We start from the raw sequence: 19533 nt of genomic DNA on the forward strand, positions 1-19533 counted from the left end.
AAATATTTTAAAATCTTAACTTAAGAAAAACATGGAAAAATTTTCAAAACTAAAAGAACTAATTGCTGGAATCGAAGCTGATGCAGACAAATTTTATAATTCAGGTAACGGCGCAGCTGGTACTAGAGTTCGTAAAGCAATGCAAGATCTAAAAGGACTTGCTCAGGATATCCGTACTGAGGTTACTGAGAAGAAAAATGCTAAATAGTATTATTTGAATTATATGAAAGGCCTGCAAGAAATTGCAGGCCTTTTTTGTTTTAAGAGGGTATCCAAAATAAGAGGGTATCCAAAAAAGGCAAGATCGTTATCCTGAATTCATTTCAGGACCTCACACTAGTTGAGCTTTCTTTCTCTTTAGAGGTCCTGAAATGAATTCAGGATAACGATCTTGCCTCTTTATTTATTTACAACCTCAGGCAACCAAGTTGCTTTGCACTTCGTATTTAGGAGATATAAGTTCATTAGAACTTAAACCAGGCAGTAGCTCCTTTAATCATGAACAGCAAAACAAAAATACTCCGACTCTTGGTGGCGTTCCTGCTACTAAACTTTAGTGCCAATGCACAGAATTTTTTAAGTAAGAATTTAAGGATAGGCTTGTTCTCATCAACACCTCTTGAAGACATTAGGGCGGTAAGTGATAACGGTAGCGCTGTACTTGTTGCCAAAAGCAGAGAAATTGCTGTTCAACTTAATGTTAAGACTCTAGAGTTTGATCGTAAGCTGATGCAGGAACACTTTAACGAGAATTACATTGAAAGTGATAAATATCCTTATGCAAAGTTTAAAGGGGTAATAGATCAGCCGGTAGATTTTAGTAAAGATGGTGATTATGCGGTAACAGTAACAGGTGTACTATCTGTACACGGGGTGGATAAAAAACGTACAATTCCAGGGAAAGTAACAATAAGTAATGGGGTTGTACAAATCAGTACTGAGTTTAAAGTTGCTTGTGTAGATCATGATATTAAAATACCAAAACTGGTGTTTACCAAGATTGCAGAGTTCATCACCATAAAAGCAGAAGGCAAATTGAATCCATTAAAATAACCAAACTCATGAATAAGATTAAATATTTACTCATTTCCTTTTCGCTTTTTACACTGCATGCCCAGGCTCAAGAAGCGGACTCATTATTGAAAGCTTTGGATAGTGGAGCTGTGGCTACCACAGTAGATGCAGCCTTTAAATCAACTCACGTTGTGTTGTCTCACTCGAGCGAAACACAGAAGAAGCACGACCTTGATCTTAGGATTCGTCACCATTTTGGCGATATCGGTGGTCGTTTCGGAAGCGCCCACACGCTATATGGCTTGGATGTAGCTTCCGATTTATTTATAGGACTGGACTATGGTGTATCAGATAGGTTTACCGTTGCAGTTGGAAGAAGTAAACAAGATGAACTCTATAATTTTTCGGGTAAGTACAGGCTTTTGAGACAGAAAACCAATGAGTCTATGCCTATTAATATGACCCTTTTTGCACAGATGGGCTGGGTTGCAAGAGAACCGCTGAGTGATAGTGAGTTTGCAAAATATAGTGACAGGTTCTCGTATTTCTTTCAATCTATTATATCCCGTAAGCTGTCGTCAAGACTTTCATTACAGGTAATGCCCGCTCTTTTAATAAGAAGGGCTCCTGAGGATACTAGAGACCCTGAGAACCTCTTTTCTGTGGGCTTTGCTGGAAGGATGAAAATAACAAAACGACTTTCTTTTATTGCAGATTATACCGTGGTAAATGGATTATCGAGACCTAAGGATTTAACGCAGGCTTACTACAATCCATTTGGTGTTGGTCTTGAAATAGAAACAGGTGGTCATATTTTCTCTTTAAACTTTATGAATTCTGAATATATAGTTGAAAATAATTTTATTCCAAATACTAAGAAATCATGGAGTAAAGGTGGGGTGCGTTTTGGCTTTACCATATCAAGAAATTTTACCCTGTTTAAGTCTAAAAACGAGGATCCAGATAAGAAATCAAAAATTTACTAAACTAAAATCAAAAAATTATGGAACGTGAGGAATTTATCAAATCATTAGGGTTGGGTCTTGCACTGGTTTGCACAGGATCATGTTTTTCGGGTTGTGGGAAAAGTGGGGGTGGACCTGAAAACAAACCAGACCCAGGAGCAGGTGGCGGAGATAATAACAAAGCTACTGTGGATCTTGCTACTCAATTAAAGGCTATTGGTGACCAGGCAAAAGCTAACGGTGTACTGTTTTTCAGAATTGCTGCCGGTAATACTACAGCTGCTTTTGTAGCTACTGAAGCTATTTGTCCTCACCAAGGTGGCGATTTAGTATGGAAACAAACTGATAATTTCATACAATGTCAATTGCATTTTTCTGAATATTCAACAAGTGGAAGTATACTTCAGGGGCCACAAGGGTCATCTGGGAACACCAGAACATTAAAAATATATAGTACTGCCATTAGCGGAACAAAACTTACAGCTACAATTGCGTAGTTGATGGGAGAGGGAGATAGCGAGGCCACCGAAATGATATTTCATTTTTGTGGCCTTCATTTCTTTTAATGAAAATATTTATTTGAGTTTTTAGTTAATTCTTGGTACGATATGTGTAAATTGTATAGTATTATTCGGCTACTAACAGCAGGGTAATTAAGATTAATCAGCTATTTAAAAAAGTTATGAAAAAACTACTTTCACTAATTGCCATCTTGAGCTTCTGTGTGAGCTTAGGTATGGCTCAAACTGTTGAAACCGCAACTGCTAAAAAGGTGGCAACAGCAAAAGCTAAAAAAGAAACTTCGAAAGCAAAAGAAACCGCGGCTGATGCAAAGAAGGAAGCTGCAAAGGCTAAGGCTGACGCGAAAAAAGAAGCAACTGCTGCAAAAAAAGATGCAACAGTTAAGGTTAAAAAAGAAGCAACTACAGTAAAAACCGAAGCCAAAGTTACAACCACAGCTGCAGGAGTTAAGTTAAAAAAAGATGGTACACCTGATAAAAGATTTGCAAAAACTGCCGCTGCAGCAAGTGATGTGAAGCTTAAAAAAGACGGTACGCCTGACAAACGTTTTTCAGCAACAGCTGCTAAAGAAAAAGTAGAGGCTCCTGTAAAGGAAACTAAAACAACCGTAACAGCTGCTAAGAAACAAACAACAACTGCGGTTACCACTGCAGCTAATAAAGATTATAAACCAACTATTGATAAAGCCTTAAAAGGTCCGAATTCGGAGGTTGTTTATACCGGCCCACGTGGAGGTAAATATTACATCAACAAAAACGGTAATAAAACTTATATTAAAAAAGAAGCTCAATAGTTAATCTATTAAGCTTCTTTCATCTCTTTGATGACACTCATCGTCATTCTGAAACAAATTCAGAATGGCGATTTTGCTTTTTCGACGTATTTTTTTGTATTCCTACATCATCTTTTATACTATTCTTTATCGCCAATTAGTGTTCCTGATACATTCCAGGCGCTAAAGCTTCCGCCTTCAGGCTTTCCTATTGGTATTGCTACCTGTATCGTATGTTTACCGGGCTTTAACTCTGGTAGTGGAATTTCGACAGGCAAGGTGATTGTTCCCGGACACCAGTTGGACCGACTAAGATCAGAAGATGACAATCCGTTTCCAAAATTACCCGAAGCGGGGTTTAAGAATCTGTAAGTTGCGCAATCCTCTCTCCATGGGATAAAATGGTAAACTCTTTTGCCATCAACAAAAATCTCATTTTGTTTTGGGACAAATTCATCACCGCCGCCCCAGCCTCCATGACCGGTTGTAAGATATCTTAGTTTAAGGTTTTTTACGCCCTGAGGGATATCAACGGTTACGGTAAGAGAATCCTGATCGAACATTGTACCGTATTCCTGGCCAGACATCTCCATTAAGTTCGTAGTATTAAAAGCTGGCATCAACCATTTCTTCTCTTCTTTTTGGCTTTCTCCTTCATAACCTGGGTAGTATTTGAAATATAAGCTAGCTTTATGACCGCCTTTATCATAGTTGCCTATAAAAACACCAATCCATACTTCTCCTTGTAAACTTGGCAATAGAGAAGTGATTTCTTGTTTATATACAACAGAATCGGCCCAATTGTATCCTTTTATTTTTGCCTGGGCATTGAAATGGTTTACACCAAAAGAGGTGAAGAATCGCATTAGCTCAAGTGGAGGTAAATAGTTCTCTGTAGCCGTAACTCCCTGGTATTTCTTGCCATTTCTTGCTGAGTATATAGGCAATGCCTGAATGCCATTTTGAAGGGCATTAAGATAAGTGATAGATTTATCGGTAGGAATCATAAAAACTGATCCTGTGCGATCATATGCATCTCCATTAGAATGTTGTGCTAATTCAACAAACAGCTGTTGACCAGCCTTTGCAGCTGGAAGTTTTACCTTCTTTAAAATAATGGTTCCACCAGAGAAATGATAAGTAAGATTGGATTGCTCACCAACAGGGTTTTCAGTTTTATTACCAAAGCTGATTTGCTCATTGTTGAAAATGGTAAGCGTAGTGTAGCGGCTTTCAATCACTTGTCGTTGGTAAGCCGGTTCATCCAACATAGTACCCCATGTTTTTGGCCACGCAAGCTCTTCCGATGTTACTGTACGGTATTCAATATTTTTAGCGATGGTTTCAGAGTTCCCGTTACGAATGGTTTTAAGTACCAAACCTAAGCCTGGAGCAATGGAAATACTTGGAGTACCTTTAATTTTGAGGTCATTAGTGTACCAAACCTCAATAGTGTTTGAACGAACAAATACCTTAGCTTTTTTACAAGGGATGCCAAGTATGGTATCAATTCCCGGTAGAAGCTCTGCCTTTATGTACTCTGAAAAAGGTTTTTTTAGAGTGTAGCTAATACCATTGCTGTTCTGTATTTGATAAGTGACTTTTTGAGCAGTTTGTAGGTATTGCTGTTCAGTTTGACGGCCTTGAGAAACCAAATGTATCTGATTGCCTTTGATGAACATTTTTTGTTCAGCCTTTGAATCTTTTCCATTATTACGGAATCCATAAGTAACTACAGCCTCAGTAGCTTTAGTGTTTATTTGTGAAAACGATGGCGCAGTTATAAAAAGCAGCGCAAACCCTATTAGAAGTACTCTCATAGGGCATAAAGATAATTATTTTACCTCGAGTACCTCTAAAAACAGATCAAACATTTCTTCAGGTTTAAATGGTTTGGATAGGATATATTGTATGCCCATTTCTTTTAGCCTGAATCTCACTTCTTCAAGAACATCTGCTGTGAAAATAATGACTTTGGTTTCAGGATAATTGTCCTGTATATATTTAGCTAACTGATAGCCATCCATACCAGGCATATGAAGATCTACCAGGACAACATCAAACCGCTCTTTTTTTAGGTATTCAATAGCAGTGTACGCATTGTCTGCTTTATCGGCATTAATTCCAAACTGATACAATTGACGGGATGCAACTAGTAGATTGGTGGCGTTGTCATCAACGATTAACAGTTTAAAGTCGGGCAGGGGAGGGAAATCAAATTCTAAAGATTCTATTTTTTGTTCAGGTTGTAAGGGTAAACACTTCTTGAAATCAATTTTAAACTCGAATGTTGAGCCAACGTTAGGCTTACTAGTTAAACGAATTTCACTGTCAAAAAGCCTCACCAATCCTTTGGTGATGTTTAGCCCTAATCCGCTTCCTTCTTGTTGTCTATGAGAATCTTGGTTTACCTGATGGAACTTATCAAAAATCAGGTTATGAAGATGTTCGGGAATTCCAATGCCGGTATCGGATATCTTAAAAAGAATGCTTGCTTGTTGATGCTGATCAACTATTGTTTTTAATATGATGTTTACTTCTCCCTTTTCAGTGAATTTAATGGCATTCCCAATCAGATTATTTAATATTCTGCTTATCCTTAGATCATCTATTAATAGAGACTTAGGTATCTGATGATCATGATGGAAGTTTAAACTAAGGTTTTTGGTTTTAGCAAATGGTACAAACTGCTTGTAAACGTTGTTTACAAGAGACACTAAATTTGTAGGGATTTCATTTAACTCCATCTTTTTGGATTCGATTTTTTCGAGGTCTAAAATGTCATTTATCAGATGTAACAAATGGTTAGACGAGTACCTTAAATGATCAACGTATTCCTTTATATCGTTGTTAGAGAAAGTGGCCTGATCCAACAGATTGCTTATACCAATAATAGCATTTAAAGGCGTTCTGATCTCGTGGCTCATGATTGATAGCGTTTCTGTCCGCTTTCTGGCAACTTGTTCGGCCAGGTTTTTGGCTTCTATGAGCTCCAGTTGGTTGTTTTTAATCTCAGTAATATCTTTTAATATTCCTCTGAATATTCGCACCTTTTGGTTTTTCATTATTGGTACGCCAGATATCCGTACCCATTTTTTGTTTCTTTTGGCGGTTATTAGCTCAAGCTCTAAATCAAAGGCAATATTTTCACTTAGCGTATTTCTTAATGCTTTTAATAATTTTACCTTATTTTCTTTATCAAATGACTCAGTCATATTGTTGCAGTTGATTACAATATCCTCGTCTGACTCATTAATTTCATAAATCTGTTTGGTTAAAAATAGCTCTTTCTCTATAGTGTCGTATTCCCAACCACCCATTTTAGATATTTCGTGCCCTATTTCCAGTAAGTCATTAATTCTTTTTAACTCTAAGCTATTTTTCTCAAGTTGATCATTCAGCTCTTTTTTAGCAGTAATATCCTCGATTATACATATTATTCTAGCCTCTTCTTCTAAAGAATCAATTTTTTGAAATTTTGCACAATACCATAAATGTTTGCTTTTGTCAAAATCAGGATACACACATTGTTGTCTTTCTCCTGTACTCAAAAGGTCATCAATACATTTAATGAAGATGTTCCCAAATTCCCCAAAAACTTCAGGAATACTTTTACCGATAAAGAATTCAGGAGGTAAAAATAGTTTGGTTTTATCCTTAGCCCAAACTTGTTTAATGACAGCTAGTTCAGTTAATTCCAGGATTACATCATCCAGCGCTTCAATTAGAGGTTGTAAATTGCGAGCATTATTATCCATAGTTCATTAGGTTGGGATTTAGGAATTGGAACCAATATTTGTACTGATTAATTCATTGATTATTTTCTGCACATCAGACTGAAATACCAAATGCCATTGATATGTGGTGTTCAGTTCTGGGTTAACCGGAGTGTGATCCTGATACAAATCGTGGCCACCACATTGTACTGTCAGTATATCGTTAGTAAGATTACAAGATTCAATTTTATAGCGTTTAGATGGTTCAGGGAAACGTTGTATAATATGGTTTCCATAAGTATTGCTATAGGTAATCAAAATGCGATTATTGGTTTTAGAGTCCTCTAATCGTAGCAAAAGTTCCCCACTATCTACCTGAAGATAAATTGAATTATTAAAAGAAGGGGCTGGTAATATTGGTTTTTCACTTAGTTGTTTAATGAAAAGCATTAATCCTTCGGCACCAGGGCATTCGGATTTTATAACAAAGTGAATGTTCTTTTCAGAGAATAGTGCATCAAACTGGAGCGTGCCATTATCTATTGTAATGTTCTCAATAGGAGATAGATTTAGGCTCAGGAAGGGGGTTTCGCTAACGCAGAGCTTACCTTTATGAAGGCAAAATGAAACTCCAAGGCCAATTTTTATTTCACCTAATTCCTGATTAAGGTCAAATAATAGCACTTCTGCTGTTTCAGTTCTAACTATTTTTTGGTTGGTCATATCCTTAGTTATAGTGCTTAGGATATGCAACATTTGTGCCTCGTTTTATTGAGGCACAAATTTATGATGATATAGGGTTATCGTTTTTTGAGCTTAATCTCAACTACATATTTGTAATCCACTCCATCTTCTGTTTCTGATTCTTCCTGGTATAACTCAATTTCGGAATTTGTCAAACTTTTAATTTTGTACTCATCAAACTCACCCTCTGTTTTGAATATTAGTTTGCCATCTTTAAGTGTATAAGTGAAATTGCTGCTTTCACCATCTATTTGACTAACTCCGGTACCATCAGATTTAAATTCAACCATCAGGTTATCCTGTGTATCATCATCCCGGTTAATTTCTTTCCCATTTTTATAAGTAATTTCCCAAATGCTGGAAGATATCCATTTACCAACAATGGTATTTGAGTTTTCTTTTCCATTTTCTTTGTCTTTTTTACAGCCCGTAATTGTGAAGAGTGCGACAATTAAGGTAAAAAGCGTAATTTTTTTCATCATGTTGTATTGATTAATTTATAAAATGATACTGCTTTACCTCCTTGATAAAGCAAAACAAAAAGAATCAAATAGGCGTTAGGGAAAAATCCCCAATTCTGGGTATTTCTTAACTATCTGGTAATCTTAGTTATACTTTTTTGAACAGGTTTTTTTAGAAAATTATTAAAATAGATTTGCGCTTATTGGTATGTTTTTATATCTTTGGCGCTCCTTAAGGGGATAAGCCTTGGTAGCTCAGTTGGATAGAGCAACGGTTTTCTAAACCGTGGGTCAGGGGTTCGAATCCCTTCCAGGGTACGAGAAATTTATTTCTTAATTAAAGGCGACGTTGCTCCAGACGTCGTCTTTTTTTTTGCCCTAAAAAAATGCTGAACTACATTGTCTAAGTGGGATCAATCCCAAAACTAATTGGCTTATCTTTAAAATGTTTGGAATTTAATATTATGTTTTTTATATTGTTGATACAATTATAGCGAAGTAATCAATCCGTTAATTGTGTTGTAACCAAATATAACTGTTCAATATTAACTCCCTATTATGAAACGAGCAATCTTCCCTATTTTGCCTGACATGAGTTTGTGCATACATATTAAGCCACGAAGAAAGAACTTCTCAGGAAAATCAATTATTTATAATAGCAATCCTACAATTCCCTCAAAGGCGATGGAATTCTTAAAGCGCTCTATGCCTTTAAGTGAATAACTGACGATCGTCAATACGGTAAAACATTTCTCGAGTAAGTATTATCTGGCCTTCTAGCCGGGTAAATGATTTTATACACCTAAATCTTTGTACTATGCGTGTGCTGTGCTGTTATTTAAATCATTTTGAGCCTAAGTTAATCTTTGTAGATTTCAATTTTTTGCCCCCATAACTAAATTGTTTTAGCTAATCTACTATTCCAGGTTTCCTGGCTATTCTACAAACTAAACACTTTAAAACTAATGTTATGATGAAAAGAATATTTTATTCGGTCATATTCTCTTTGCTGTCCTTTCATGCGATGGCTCAGCTCAAAATTATGGGCAAGGTTAGTGACGCAAAAGATAATACTTCCTTACCCGGCGTAAGCATTCAGGTAAAAGGAACCAAAATTGCCACTTCTGCTGATGCAAGCGGAAATTATGCCATTGAGGTAAAGGGAGAAAATGATATTTTGATATTTTCTTATACTGGTTATACTACTCAGGAAATTAAGGTCGGTAGTCGAAAAACCATCAATATCCAATTGGTAGAATCCTCAAGTGGTTTAGAGGAAGTTGTGGTAATTGGTTATGGTACTGCAAAAAAATCTGACCTTACAGGTGCTGTGGTTACGGTTAAAGGCGAGCAGCTAATGGATAAGCCCGTTGCAAATGTATCCCAAGCTTTGCAAGGTAAGGTTGCCGGTGTGGAGGTTAGTATTAATAGTACTGCTCCTGGTGCTGCAGCAAAAGTAAGGATAAGGGGTATTGGTTCAATTAACTCAAATATAGATCCTCTGTACGTAATTGATGGAGTGGTTGGGGTAGATCCAAACACCATTAACCCTCTGGATGTGGCCTCATTGGAAGTGTTAAAAGATGCCTCATCTACTGCTATTTATGGATCAAGAGGTGCAAATGGTGTAATTATGATCACCACAAAACGTGGAAAAAAAGGGGAAGCTACGGTATCATACGAAAACAATATGAACGTAAGCGAGCTTTATAGGCATTTACGCACATTAAATTCGGCTGAATTTGTGAAAGTGTACAATGAGTCATTCGCAAATGGTCAAAAATTTGATCAGGCCGGTGGAGTTTGGGCTCCACCTAAAGCTTTAAATCATGCTAATTTTCCACTGCTTTTTGATACTAATGATAAGCCTATCTATGATACAAACTGGGAAAAAGAAACTTACAAACCCGCTTTTTCACAGAATCATCAGCTAAATATACAAGGAGGTGGTGAAAAATCTGTGTACAGTTTGTCCTTAGGCTATTTGGATCAGAACGGTTTGGCACCTACCTCAGCTTTTAAACGTTACTCAGTAAAAATGACAATGGATAATGATGTTAAAGACTGGCTTAAAGTAGGTGGAAACATAAACCTGATCAGAAGCGCACAACGTTTGGTAACTGACGGAAATGGTAGTTTAAATGTTCCCCGTGCGGTAACAGAAGAGGTGCCAATTGTTCCGGTTAAATATCCGGATGGAACATGGGCAGGAAATTTTGATATTGATGGATTAGAAGGTGCTCCAAATCCAGTTCATATTGCTAATGAGCGTTATACAATTAACAATACGCTACAAGCGCTTGGAAACGTATATGCTGTATTGCATCTTACTAAAGATTTAGATTTTAAAACTGATTTTGGTTATAATTTGGCTGGATTAAAGAATAACTTTTATTCGTCATTAAATTTACCGCATTTATCGCAAGATCAGGGAGGTGTAGCCAATATCAATGCTTACATGAATTATTACTGGCAAACTGAAAATTATTTAACCTGGAACAAGCAGATAAACGACAGACAAAAATTAACTGCATTGCTTGGGGTTTCATTTCAAAGAACAGGTTATGAGAGAGTTCGTTCCGAAACACAATCGTTTATTGATGATATATTTCAATGGCATTACCAACAGGCAGGTTCGGTTAGAACAGCCAACGAATCTCAAGACGACAAGTCATCCCTTGCTTCGTTCTACGGGCGTTTAACTTATAATATCGACGAAAAGTATTTGTTCACTGCAACAGGCCGTTATGATGGGTCATCGAGATTTGGAAAGAATAATAAATATGCTTTCTTCCCATCTGTAGGTGCTGCATGGCGCGTTTCGCAGGAAGATTTTTTAAAGGATAGTAAAACGATTTCTAATTTAAAAATAAGGGCCAGTTATGGAACTGCAGGTAATCAGGAAATAGGGCAGGGACGTTCTCTTCCTCAAATTCAAACCAATACCGTTGTTTTAAATGGTGCAGCTCAGTCAACTTTGTTGCCTAGTTATATTGGTAACTCCGATTTAAAATGGGAAAGATCTGTGCAAGTAGATGGTGGATTGGAAATGGGTATGTTTAATGATCGTATTAACCTGACTTTTGATTATTACAACAGGGTAACGAAAGATCTTTTGCTTCAAACTCCAATCCCATGGTCGGCTGGTGAGGTAACTGCTAACGTTTATAAAAACGTGGGTTCGGTACGAAATTCAGGAGTTGAGTTAAGTCTGAATACCGTGAATGTTAAGAATGAAGATTTTGAGTGGTCAACAACATTCTTGTTTTCAGCCAATAAAAATAAAGTGTTGAAGCTGAATAATGGTAATGCTGATATTTTTCCAGGACCAAACTTTCTTGGTGATAATTTTGTGATTAGAGTTGGTGAACCTATCGGATCATTTTATGGAATGACACGCCTGGGAACTTATAGTGATTCTGAAAGCGCTGAAGCAGCCAAACACAATTTAAAACCAGGCGATAGAAAATACATCTACAATCCGGATGGTAGTAACTATTACAGTGTTATTGGGCAGGCCTATCCAAAATGGACTGGGAATTTTAGTAGTAATTTTAGGTATAAGAGCTGGGATTTTGCATTTGATATCCGTTTTGTTCAGGGCGTAAATACTGCTGCTAACTTTAAGCATTCGGTTGAGGACAGGCAAACACTTTCAAATAGTCTTGCAACAGTGTTAAATGCATGGACTCCAACAAATCAAAACACGCACATTTCTCAGGTTCGTAATTACAGATTTGCACAAGATTCTCATTTTGACACATGGTGGGTAGAGGATGGTTCATTTATTCGTGGTCAGAACTTTATGTTAGGTTACAGTTTACCGCAAACTGCAATAAGTAAATTACATCTAAGCCGCCTACGGATTTATGCAAGTGTTCAGAATCTGTTTATCATAACTAAGTATACAGGTTATGATCCTGAGGTTGATACGTTTAATTCTGGTTATGGTGCTAATACAGCATTCTCTCAAAATTTGGACTTCTTTTCTAATCCTCGTCCACGTGTATGGAATTTTGGCTTACAGGCATCATTTTAAAATTTACTCATATGAAAACGATAAAAAATATAATATTGGTAGCTTGTATATTGCTTACATGCTCATGCAAAAAGTTTTTGGAAGAAAAGCCGACCTATTTTCTAACACCAGAATCTGACCTTTCTAGTGAAAAAGTAGCCAGAGCATTTGCAAACGCCGGTTACCAAAACTTGCAAGGACTTTTGTCAGGACAGCCCTCATCTTATGGTGGTAATACATGGAATCTGATGGAATTTGTGACTGGTAAAGCAAATAGCGATTTGGGACAAACTGGTTTCGTTAATTTTTCTAATCTGTCCTATAATTCTACATCATTCTATTTTGATACCTGGTGGAGACAGCTTTATCTTGGTGTTGGGGCATGTAACCTGGGTTTGGAAAAGATACCTGCCATTAATGCTGCTGGTCTTACTGATGCAGAAAAAACCAATATGCTGGCCGAAGTACATACCTTAAGGGCGTTGTATTACTTCTATTTGGTGCGTATGTACGGTGCTGTTCCAAAAGTAACAGAAACTCCTAAGGATCTTAACTTGAATGTTCCGCGTACATCGGCAAAGGAAATATATGATAGTATCATTATTCCTGACCTATTAGAAGCTGAAAAATCGACACTTGACTGGAAAAACACTAACGGACAGGTGTCTATGGGGGCTGTAAAATCAATTTTAGCCGATGTGTATTTAACTTATGCCGGTGCAGCCATAAACGGTGGAAATCAATATTATGCGGAATCGGCTAAGCGATCTCTTGATGTAGTAGAAAAAGGTGGCTATAACTTGTTTCCGGAATATACAGATATGAATAAGCCTGCTAATAAAAATTTAGGAGAATTTATTTTTCAGGTACAATATGCTGCAACTGTTCCTTCAATAAATCCACTTACGCCATTAACTATTCCTAACTTTTCGGGTATCTCTAAATATTCTGATGAATATGGATCTGTTTATCCTACACCTCAGTTTGTTGCTTCATTTGCTGCGGGGGATAAAAGAGCTGCAGAGAGACAGTTTTTTTATACGAGTTATCCTAGTATAAAAACCGGAGCTAAGGTTACTTTTAGACAGGCCTACATTTATAAGTGGTTTGACTCGGTAGCCGTAGTGAATACAGTAAAATCAGATCTGAATTTTACGCTATATCGCTTGCCGGATGTACAACTGATGTATGCTGAAGCTTCTAATAGAGCCGAAGGAGCCCCAAATTCTAAAGCCGTTGGGTATGTAAACGCCATTAGAGGCAGAGCAAAACTTGGCCCTATAGGTGCTTTAGGTCAAACTGCATTTGAGGAAGAGGTATGGCTACAGCGGTATTACGAACTTTGTTTTGAAAACAAAATGTGGTTTGACATGATTAGAACTAGAAAAGTACATAACGATGTAACTGGGAACTGGGATAATTTTGTTGGTCATAAAACTGTTTTTGGAGCTACATTCGCTGAGAAACAATTGCTTTTCCCTGTACCTCTGCAAGAAATTAATGTTAATCCTAATTTGTTGCCAAATAATACAGGTTATTAATTTAACAGGTTGCTAAATTAATAAATAAGGCGAATGGTGTTTTCCATTCGCCTTATTTATTAATATACCTATTTATGGGTATTGATTGCGGGTGGGGGCTAATCTATCTTTGGTTTAGTCAAATCTTAACTCGCTCTGTAATGAAAAATCTTATCATTAATACTTTTAGTATTAAACGTACTCTAGTTCTTGTGTTTTTTTTGCTCTTAATAGGTGGATGTGAAAAGGATGATGCTGCTAACTCTGAAGAGGACAAGGTATTAACTTGCGGCGAATCCTTAGAGATGCCTTACCAGTGCATATCTGCTGCAGGAAAATCAACAGTTACAACTACCAAAATACCTGAACTCATTGGATGTTGGGATTCTAAAGATTTTGACTTTTGCGTACAGTATAACTCTGATGGAAAAGGTTTGATTACTTACAAGCCTAGCGGACTTTCACCTGGTTCTACTCAACGAATCAAATGGGGGGCTATGGTTAAAAGTAACGGAGATCTCCTGCTTTCAAACGTAGGAACTATTTACATTGCCCATGAAAGTCTGGAGGGGTCAATTGATCCTCAAATTGCACTACTAAGCTTTAAGCAATCCACTAAACAATGGTACGGATTTGATTTAAAATCTGTTGGTAAATGCGCTACTGTATCTGGAGGTGGTGGTGGCAGCACCGGAGGTAAAGGAAACATAATTTTCTGGACAAAGACGGATCTTGGGTGTGGAAGTATAACTGTAACTATTAATAACCAGTCGGGAGTGATCAATAAGTATTTTAATGCTTCACCAGCTTGTGGTACCAGTGGTGCTGCAAACTTTAGTCTGCCTGCAGGAAATTATACGTTTACTGCATCATGTAGTAAGTACAAGTGGGAGTCAACTCCTATAACTATTACTGAAGGGCAATGTTTTAAGATGGAGCTTCAGTAATAAGATGGGCTAGCCCTCATCTTATTAAGAATCATAGTATTGGGTACCTATCATTTATTTAGATTAATTTTAAATAGTGTTGTTTAGAATTGATATAAATAGTAGGTTTGTCGAAATTTAAATCAACAAACTATGATAAAAAGCATTACTACTTGTGTTATTTTATTCTTATTCGCTATAAATTCATTTGCGCAAACAGGAAACATTAACGGTTCGGTACATACATCTGACGGAAAACCTGCCGATTTTGTAACAATTAACATTAAGGGAACCGGAAAAACAGCCTTAACGGATAAAAAAGGAAGTTATGAACTCAAAAACATAAAAATCGGGCAATATACTTTGGTAGCAACCTTCATTGGCCTCGAAAAGCAGGAGCAGACTGTTGAAGTGAAATCAGGCGAAACCACATCAGCTGATTTCGTTTTAAAGGAAAACTCAGATCAGTTGCAAGAAGTAATCATATCCTCACGAAATTCAAATAAGGTAACTTCTGCAGTGGCTAAAATGCCTTTAAAGAATCTGGAAAATTCACAGGTATACAGCTCTGTTCCTTTAGAGATCTTAAAACAACAAGGTATTACCAATTACGACGATGCTTTAAGAAATGTACCAGGAATATCCAGAACATGGGAATCTACAGGTAGGGCTGGTGATGGTGCCTCTTACTTTGCCTTGCGGGGTTTTGAAGCACAACCTAGTTTAATTAATGGATTACCCGGCCTAACTAGTGGCAACCTGGATCCGGCAGGTGTAGAAGAAATTCAGGTAATGAAAGGTCCTTCAGGAACTTTGTTTGGCAGTAGCTTTTATGGCTACGGTGGTATCATTAACACCATTACAAAAAAGCCTTATGATACTTTTGGTGGTGAAATAGTTTATAATCTGGGAAGTTTTGGCTTGAACAGGATAACTGCCGATATCAATACACCGTTAAGCAAAACGGAAAAGATTGCAATGCGTGTTAACACTGCCTATCATTCTGAAAATAGCTTTCAGGATGCAGGGTTTAAAAAGTCATTTTACATAGCTCCTTCCTTATCTTATGAGGTAAATGACCGTTTATCTTTTCATGTGATGACTGAAATACTTGAAGAAGAAAGGGCTGTACCTCCAGTATTTTTTAACTCTAACCGTGATGCACCGCTCATTTTTAAGAACTTAAAGGAATTGAATTTGAATAGGAACCTTTCCTTTACAAGTAACGATTTAACGATAAAAAATCCAAGATATAATTTGCAAGCGCAGATGTTATATAAGCTGTCAGACCAATGGACTTCGCAAACTGTAATTTCAAGAGGGAATGTGAAATCTGATGGCTATTATACTTACATCTGGGATGATGCATCTGGTGGCGCAAATAGAGATAATTATTTCGATCAGTGGTTTCATAAAGAGCAACAAACTACAAATACAACAAATATTCAGCAGAATTTTAATGGAGATTTTAAAATTGGAGGGCTTAGGAATCGTGTTTTGGTTGGCCTGGATTATTTTAGTCGCAATGTAATTAGTCATGGGTCTGGTTGGGCAATGGTTAGACAAGTAACGCCTCAAAATAGTGAGGTAGCGGTTGATAAGGACGGAAAAGCGATTGACCCTGTGTTTTTGAGTCAGGCTTTGGTTGACAATGCTATAGCCGGAGCAGGCGGTAGCAGCGCTAACATTAAGAACAGTTCTTACAGCGCTTATGCTTCTAACGTAATTAATCTGACCTCAGGATTGATGGCAATGGCCAGCTTAAGGTTAGATTATTTTGATTCTAAAGGTGCCATTAGCGATCCTAAGGATGATTATCATCAGTTGGTAATGTCTCCTAAATTCGGTTTGGTTTATCAGCCGATTTTAGATAAAGTGTCTCTTTTTGCAAATTATATGAATGCGTTTTTTAATGTTGCCCCTCAGGAAGTATTTGATGGTAATAAAGTTAGTTTGGGCGTGAAATCATTTAAACCAGAGCGTGCCAACCAATGGGAGTTTGGAGTTAAAACCAATTTGTTCTCGGATAAGCTGTTTGCTACAATTTCTGTGTATGATATTAAAGTAGCCAATAGGGTTTACAATACCGAAATTACTGCTGTTCAGGGTGGAAAGACAGGAAGCAAAGGTTTTGAAATAGATTTAAATGCAAATCCTTTTCCAGGCTTAAATTTGATTGCCGGTGTTAGTCATACCAAAATACAGGTGCTTGAAGGAAACAAGGAAAATCCTTCGGATTTTTATAATGAAGTAGGTAGAAGTCCGGGTGGGCAAGGTCCTCAGGATCTGGCTAACTTATGGGCAACTTATAAGTTTATGGACGGAAAGTTAAAGGATTTTGGTTTCGGAATAGGAGGGAACTATGCAGGAGAATATAAAGTAATTGACAATAGTGTAACGGGCAACTTTTATCTTCCGAGCTATACATTGCTTAATGCAAGTCTGTTTTACAATTCGAGCAAGTACAGGTTTACTTTTAACATGAACAATTTAACCAATCAGGAGTATTACATTGGTTATTGGTCTGTCAATCCTCAAAAACCAGCAAATTTTGCAGCGAGTTTTGGATATAAGTTTTAATTGGCAGGCTCCAATCTTTAGCGTAAACAACTTTTCTGTATATTTAGCTTTCGTTGTACATTCAATTTTACTTGGTTGTACACGTAATTTGAAATCTAAACACATGAATTTTGTTATGAAAAAAAAGAATCTACTTTTACTACTCTTATCTGGTTTTATAGGCTTTTCAGCTTTAGCTCAGGATGCCAATAAAAGCGCTTCCAGCCCTGGAGATGCTAAAATAACACCGGTAAAAATCTATGACGGATTGAAAAATCCATGGGGAATGGCATGGTTGCCAGATGGCCGCTTGTTGGTAACAGAACGTAGTGGTGAAATTTTAGTTTTCAAAAACGATAAGTATACAGGTGTTAAGCTTACCGGAGTTCCGGCTGTATTTAGTAATGGGCAAGGTGGTCTTATGGACATTAAATTGCACCCTGATTATAAAAAGAACGGTTGGATCTACATCACTTTTTCTAAACCGGTAGGTGATCTTGCAACAACCGCAGTAGTGCGCTTTAAATTAAAGGGAAATGAAATTGTAGACAAAGAAGACATATTTGAAGCTAAGCCAGCTTTGAAAGCTGATTTTCACTTCGGTAGCAGAGTTGTATTTGATAAAGATAAATACCTGTTTGTAAGTGTTGGCGAAAGAGGTACTCAACCAAAAGTTCAGGAATTAAATAACGACCATGGTAAAGTGCACAGATTATTTGACGATGGTCGTGTACCTACAGATAACCCTTTTGTTGGACAAGGTGATGCTCATGGTTCTATCTGGACTTATGGCCACCGTAACCCACAGGGTATGGTTTATGATGCAGCAACCAACCATATTTGGGAAGTTGAACATGGCCCTAAAGGGGGAGATGAACTTAACCTCATTGAAAAAGGCAAAAACTATGGATGGCCAAAAACTTCATATGGCATTAACTATGATGGCACAGTATTAACTCCAAATAAAGAACTTCCCGGGATAGAAAATCCTAAACACTATTGGGTTCCATCTATTGGTCCATGCGGTATGACTATCGTTACCAGTAGCAAATATCCTGAGTGGAAAGGCAATTTATTGATAGGCGCACTTGCGTTTACTCACCTAAACAGAGTGGTGCTTGATGGTACTAACTATGTATCAGAAGATAGAATGCTGCAAGGTAAAGGACGTTTCAGATACGTTGCTGAAAGTCCTGATGGTTTTATTTATGCAATTACCGAAGGCCCGGGTACATTATTAAAGCTGGTTCCAAAAAAATAAGGTAACACTTCTTATCCTACATCAATATCGGGGTGGTAAAACATGAATACCTTTGTGGTACAATAATTAAAACAACTAACTATTGGCAAGTTTAACAAGCTTAAATGAAACAGGAAAGGTTGTTTTAATGTTACCAAAAAGGAGAAAAAACATGAAAAAGTTAATTGAAAAAATTGTGACAAATTCTGGTAAACCACACATGGTTGGTGACGGATTTAGAGTGTTTAATTACATTCCCGGAGCAGGTATTCCTCAGGAGAGAATAAGTCCGTTTTTACTATTGGACTTTAATCCTGAATATGATTTCGGTCCTTCAAATCATCTTCGCGGTGTTGGAGTTCACCCACATAAAGGTTTCGAAACTGTAACCATTGCTTACAAAGGTTCAGTTGCGCATCATGACAGTACCGGTAGCCATGGTATAATTAATTCTGGCGATGTACAATGGATGACTGCCGGTGATGGGATTTTGCACAAAGAATACCACGAAGAAGCATTCTCTAAAAAAGGAGGGCCGTTTGAAATGGTGCAATTATGGGTAAACTTACCTAAAAAGCATAAATCAGTAACCCCACATTATCAGGAATTAACTGCTGCCGGAATGGGTAAAATTGAATTAGCTGATGGTGCCGGTGAAGTAAATGTGATAGCCGGAACGTTTAATGGTACGGCTGGTCCTGCAGAAACCTATAGTCCGGTAAATTTAATAGACCTTAAATTGAACGAGGGGGCTGAAATAAATACTTCAATCTCAGCCGGACACAATACAGCTTTATTGGTTGTAAACGGAAGTGTAGAGGTGAATGGAGAGATAGCAACAGAACACAATTTTGTATTGTTTGCAAATGAAGGCGAGGAAATAAATATAAAAGCAAATCAGAAAAGCGTGGTTTTATTGTTAAGTGGTGAGCCACTTAATGAGCCAATTGTAAGCTATGGCCCTTTTGTAATGAATACAGAAGAAGAAATCCATCAGGCAATTACTGATTTTAATATGGGTAAATTCGGTGTGTTAGAAGATTAATAAATTACCACCCTTTCGTATTTTATAATAA

The 19533-nt window shown here is 37.2% G+C and carries 16 protein-coding genes and 1 tRNA gene; 13 read left to right on the plus strand and 4 right to left on the minus strand.

Translation table 11 applies throughout. The features are described from left to right. Window positions 1-31: 31 nt before the first annotated feature. The 5 genes from HQN83_RS18510 to HQN83_RS18530 all read left to right on the plus strand — a co-directional run bounded on the left by HQN83_RS18510 (window position 32) and on the right by HQN83_RS18530 (window position 3294). On the plus strand, window positions 32-208 hold the full coding sequence (locus HQN83_RS18510; RefSeq protein ID WP_108205690.1) for a histone H1: 177 nt from the start codon (window positions 32-34) through the stop codon (window positions 206-208). Between the two features lie 290 nt (window positions 209-498). Beyond that, the gene (locus tag HQN83_RS18515) at window positions 499-1053 is read left to right on the plus strand and encodes a YceI family protein (RefSeq protein WP_173092138.1); all 555 of its coding nucleotides are present in this window, start codon (window positions 499-501) and stop codon (window positions 1051-1053) included. Window positions 1054-1061: 8 nt separating this feature from the next. Then, on the plus strand, window positions 1062-2000 hold the full coding sequence (locus tag HQN83_RS18520; RefSeq protein ID WP_173092140.1) for a DUF5777 family beta-barrel protein: 939 nt from the start codon (window positions 1062-1064) through the stop codon (window positions 1998-2000). A gap of 17 nt (window positions 2001-2017) precedes the next feature. Next, window positions 2018-2476 (plus strand): QcrA and Rieske domain-containing protein, encoded by a 459-nt coding sequence (locus tag HQN83_RS18525; RefSeq protein WP_173092142.1) that lies wholly within the window; start codon window positions 2018-2020, stop codon window positions 2474-2476. 185 nt (window positions 2477-2661) lie between these two features. Then, complete coding sequence (locus HQN83_RS18530) at window positions 2662-3294, plus strand: hypothetical protein (RefSeq protein ID WP_173092144.1); 633 nt, start codon at window positions 2662-2664, stop codon at window positions 3292-3294. 119 nt (window positions 3295-3413) lie between these two features. On the opposite strand, the gene HQN83_RS18535 is transcribed toward HQN83_RS18530, so the two are convergent. Genes HQN83_RS18535 through HQN83_RS18550 form a run of 4 tightly spaced genes read right to left on the minus strand, consistent with a single transcriptional unit; the run spans window position 3414 to window position 8215 of the window. Next, a complete protein-coding gene (locus HQN83_RS18535; RefSeq protein WP_173092146.1) occupies window positions 3414-5093 on the minus strand; it encodes a PNGase F N-terminal domain-containing protein in 1680 nt (559 codons plus the stop codon). Window positions 5094-5108: 15 nt separating this feature from the next. Continuing rightward, on the minus strand, window positions 5109-7031 hold the full coding sequence (locus tag HQN83_RS18540) for a PAS domain-containing hybrid sensor histidine kinase/response regulator (protein ID WP_173092148.1): 1923 nt from the start codon (window positions 7029-7031) through the stop codon (window positions 5109-5111). Window positions 7032-7049: 18 nt separating this feature from the next. Next, the gene (locus HQN83_RS18545) at window positions 7050-7745 is read right to left on the minus strand and encodes a hypothetical protein (RefSeq protein WP_173092150.1); all 696 of its coding nucleotides are present in this window, start codon (window positions 7743-7745) and stop codon (window positions 7050-7052) included. 44 nt (window positions 7746-7789) lie between these two features. Then, window positions 7790-8215 carry a hypothetical protein gene (locus HQN83_RS18550; protein WP_173092152.1) on the minus strand — a complete coding sequence of 142 codons (426 nt, stop codon included), beginning with the start codon at window positions 8213-8215 and terminating at the stop codon, window positions 7790-7792. Window positions 8216-8438: 223 nt separating this feature from the next. Here HQN83_RS18550 and HQN83_RS18555 point away from each other — a divergent pair. The 8 genes from HQN83_RS18555 to HQN83_RS18590 all read left to right on the plus strand — a co-directional run bounded on the left by HQN83_RS18555 (window position 8439) and on the right by HQN83_RS18590 (window position 19502). Next, a tRNA-Arg gene (locus HQN83_RS18555) sits at window positions 8439-8512 on the plus strand. A 240-nt stretch (window positions 8513-8752) separates the two neighbouring features. Beyond that, window positions 8753-8917 carry a hypothetical protein gene (locus HQN83_RS18560; RefSeq protein ID WP_173092154.1) on the plus strand — a complete coding sequence of 55 codons (165 nt, stop codon included), beginning with the start codon at window positions 8753-8755 and terminating at the stop codon, window positions 8915-8917. A 247-nt stretch (window positions 8918-9164) separates the two neighbouring features. Beyond that, a complete protein-coding gene (locus tag HQN83_RS18565) occupies window positions 9165-12233 on the plus strand; it encodes a SusC/RagA family TonB-linked outer membrane protein (protein WP_173092156.1) in 3069 nt (1022 codons plus the stop codon). 11 nt (window positions 12234-12244) lie between these two features. Next, a complete protein-coding gene (locus HQN83_RS18570) occupies window positions 12245-13753 on the plus strand; it encodes a RagB/SusD family nutrient uptake outer membrane protein (RefSeq protein WP_173092158.1) in 1509 nt (502 codons plus the stop codon). Between the two features lie 140 nt (window positions 13754-13893). Continuing rightward, on the plus strand, window positions 13894-14679 hold the full coding sequence (locus HQN83_RS18575) for a hypothetical protein (RefSeq protein ID WP_173092160.1): 786 nt from the start codon (window positions 13894-13896) through the stop codon (window positions 14677-14679). Window positions 14680-14811: 132 nt separating this feature from the next. Next, window positions 14812-17238 (plus strand): TonB-dependent receptor, encoded by a 2427-nt coding sequence (locus HQN83_RS18580; RefSeq protein ID WP_173092162.1) that lies wholly within the window; start codon window positions 14812-14814, stop codon window positions 17236-17238. Between the two features lie 115 nt (window positions 17239-17353). Beyond that, a complete protein-coding gene (locus HQN83_RS18585; RefSeq protein ID WP_173092164.1) occupies window positions 17354-18478 on the plus strand; it encodes a PQQ-dependent sugar dehydrogenase in 1125 nt (374 codons plus the stop codon). A 151-nt stretch (window positions 18479-18629) separates the two neighbouring features. Then, complete coding sequence (locus tag HQN83_RS18590) at window positions 18630-19502, plus strand: pirin family protein (RefSeq protein WP_173092166.1); 873 nt, start codon at window positions 18630-18632, stop codon at window positions 19500-19502. Window positions 19503-19533: the final 31 nt, after the last annotated feature.

The sequence above is a fragment of the Pedobacter foliorum genome, assembly GCF_013266735.1.
Classification (GTDB): Bacteria; Bacteroidota; Bacteroidia; order Sphingobacteriales; family Sphingobacteriaceae; genus Pedobacter; species Pedobacter foliorum.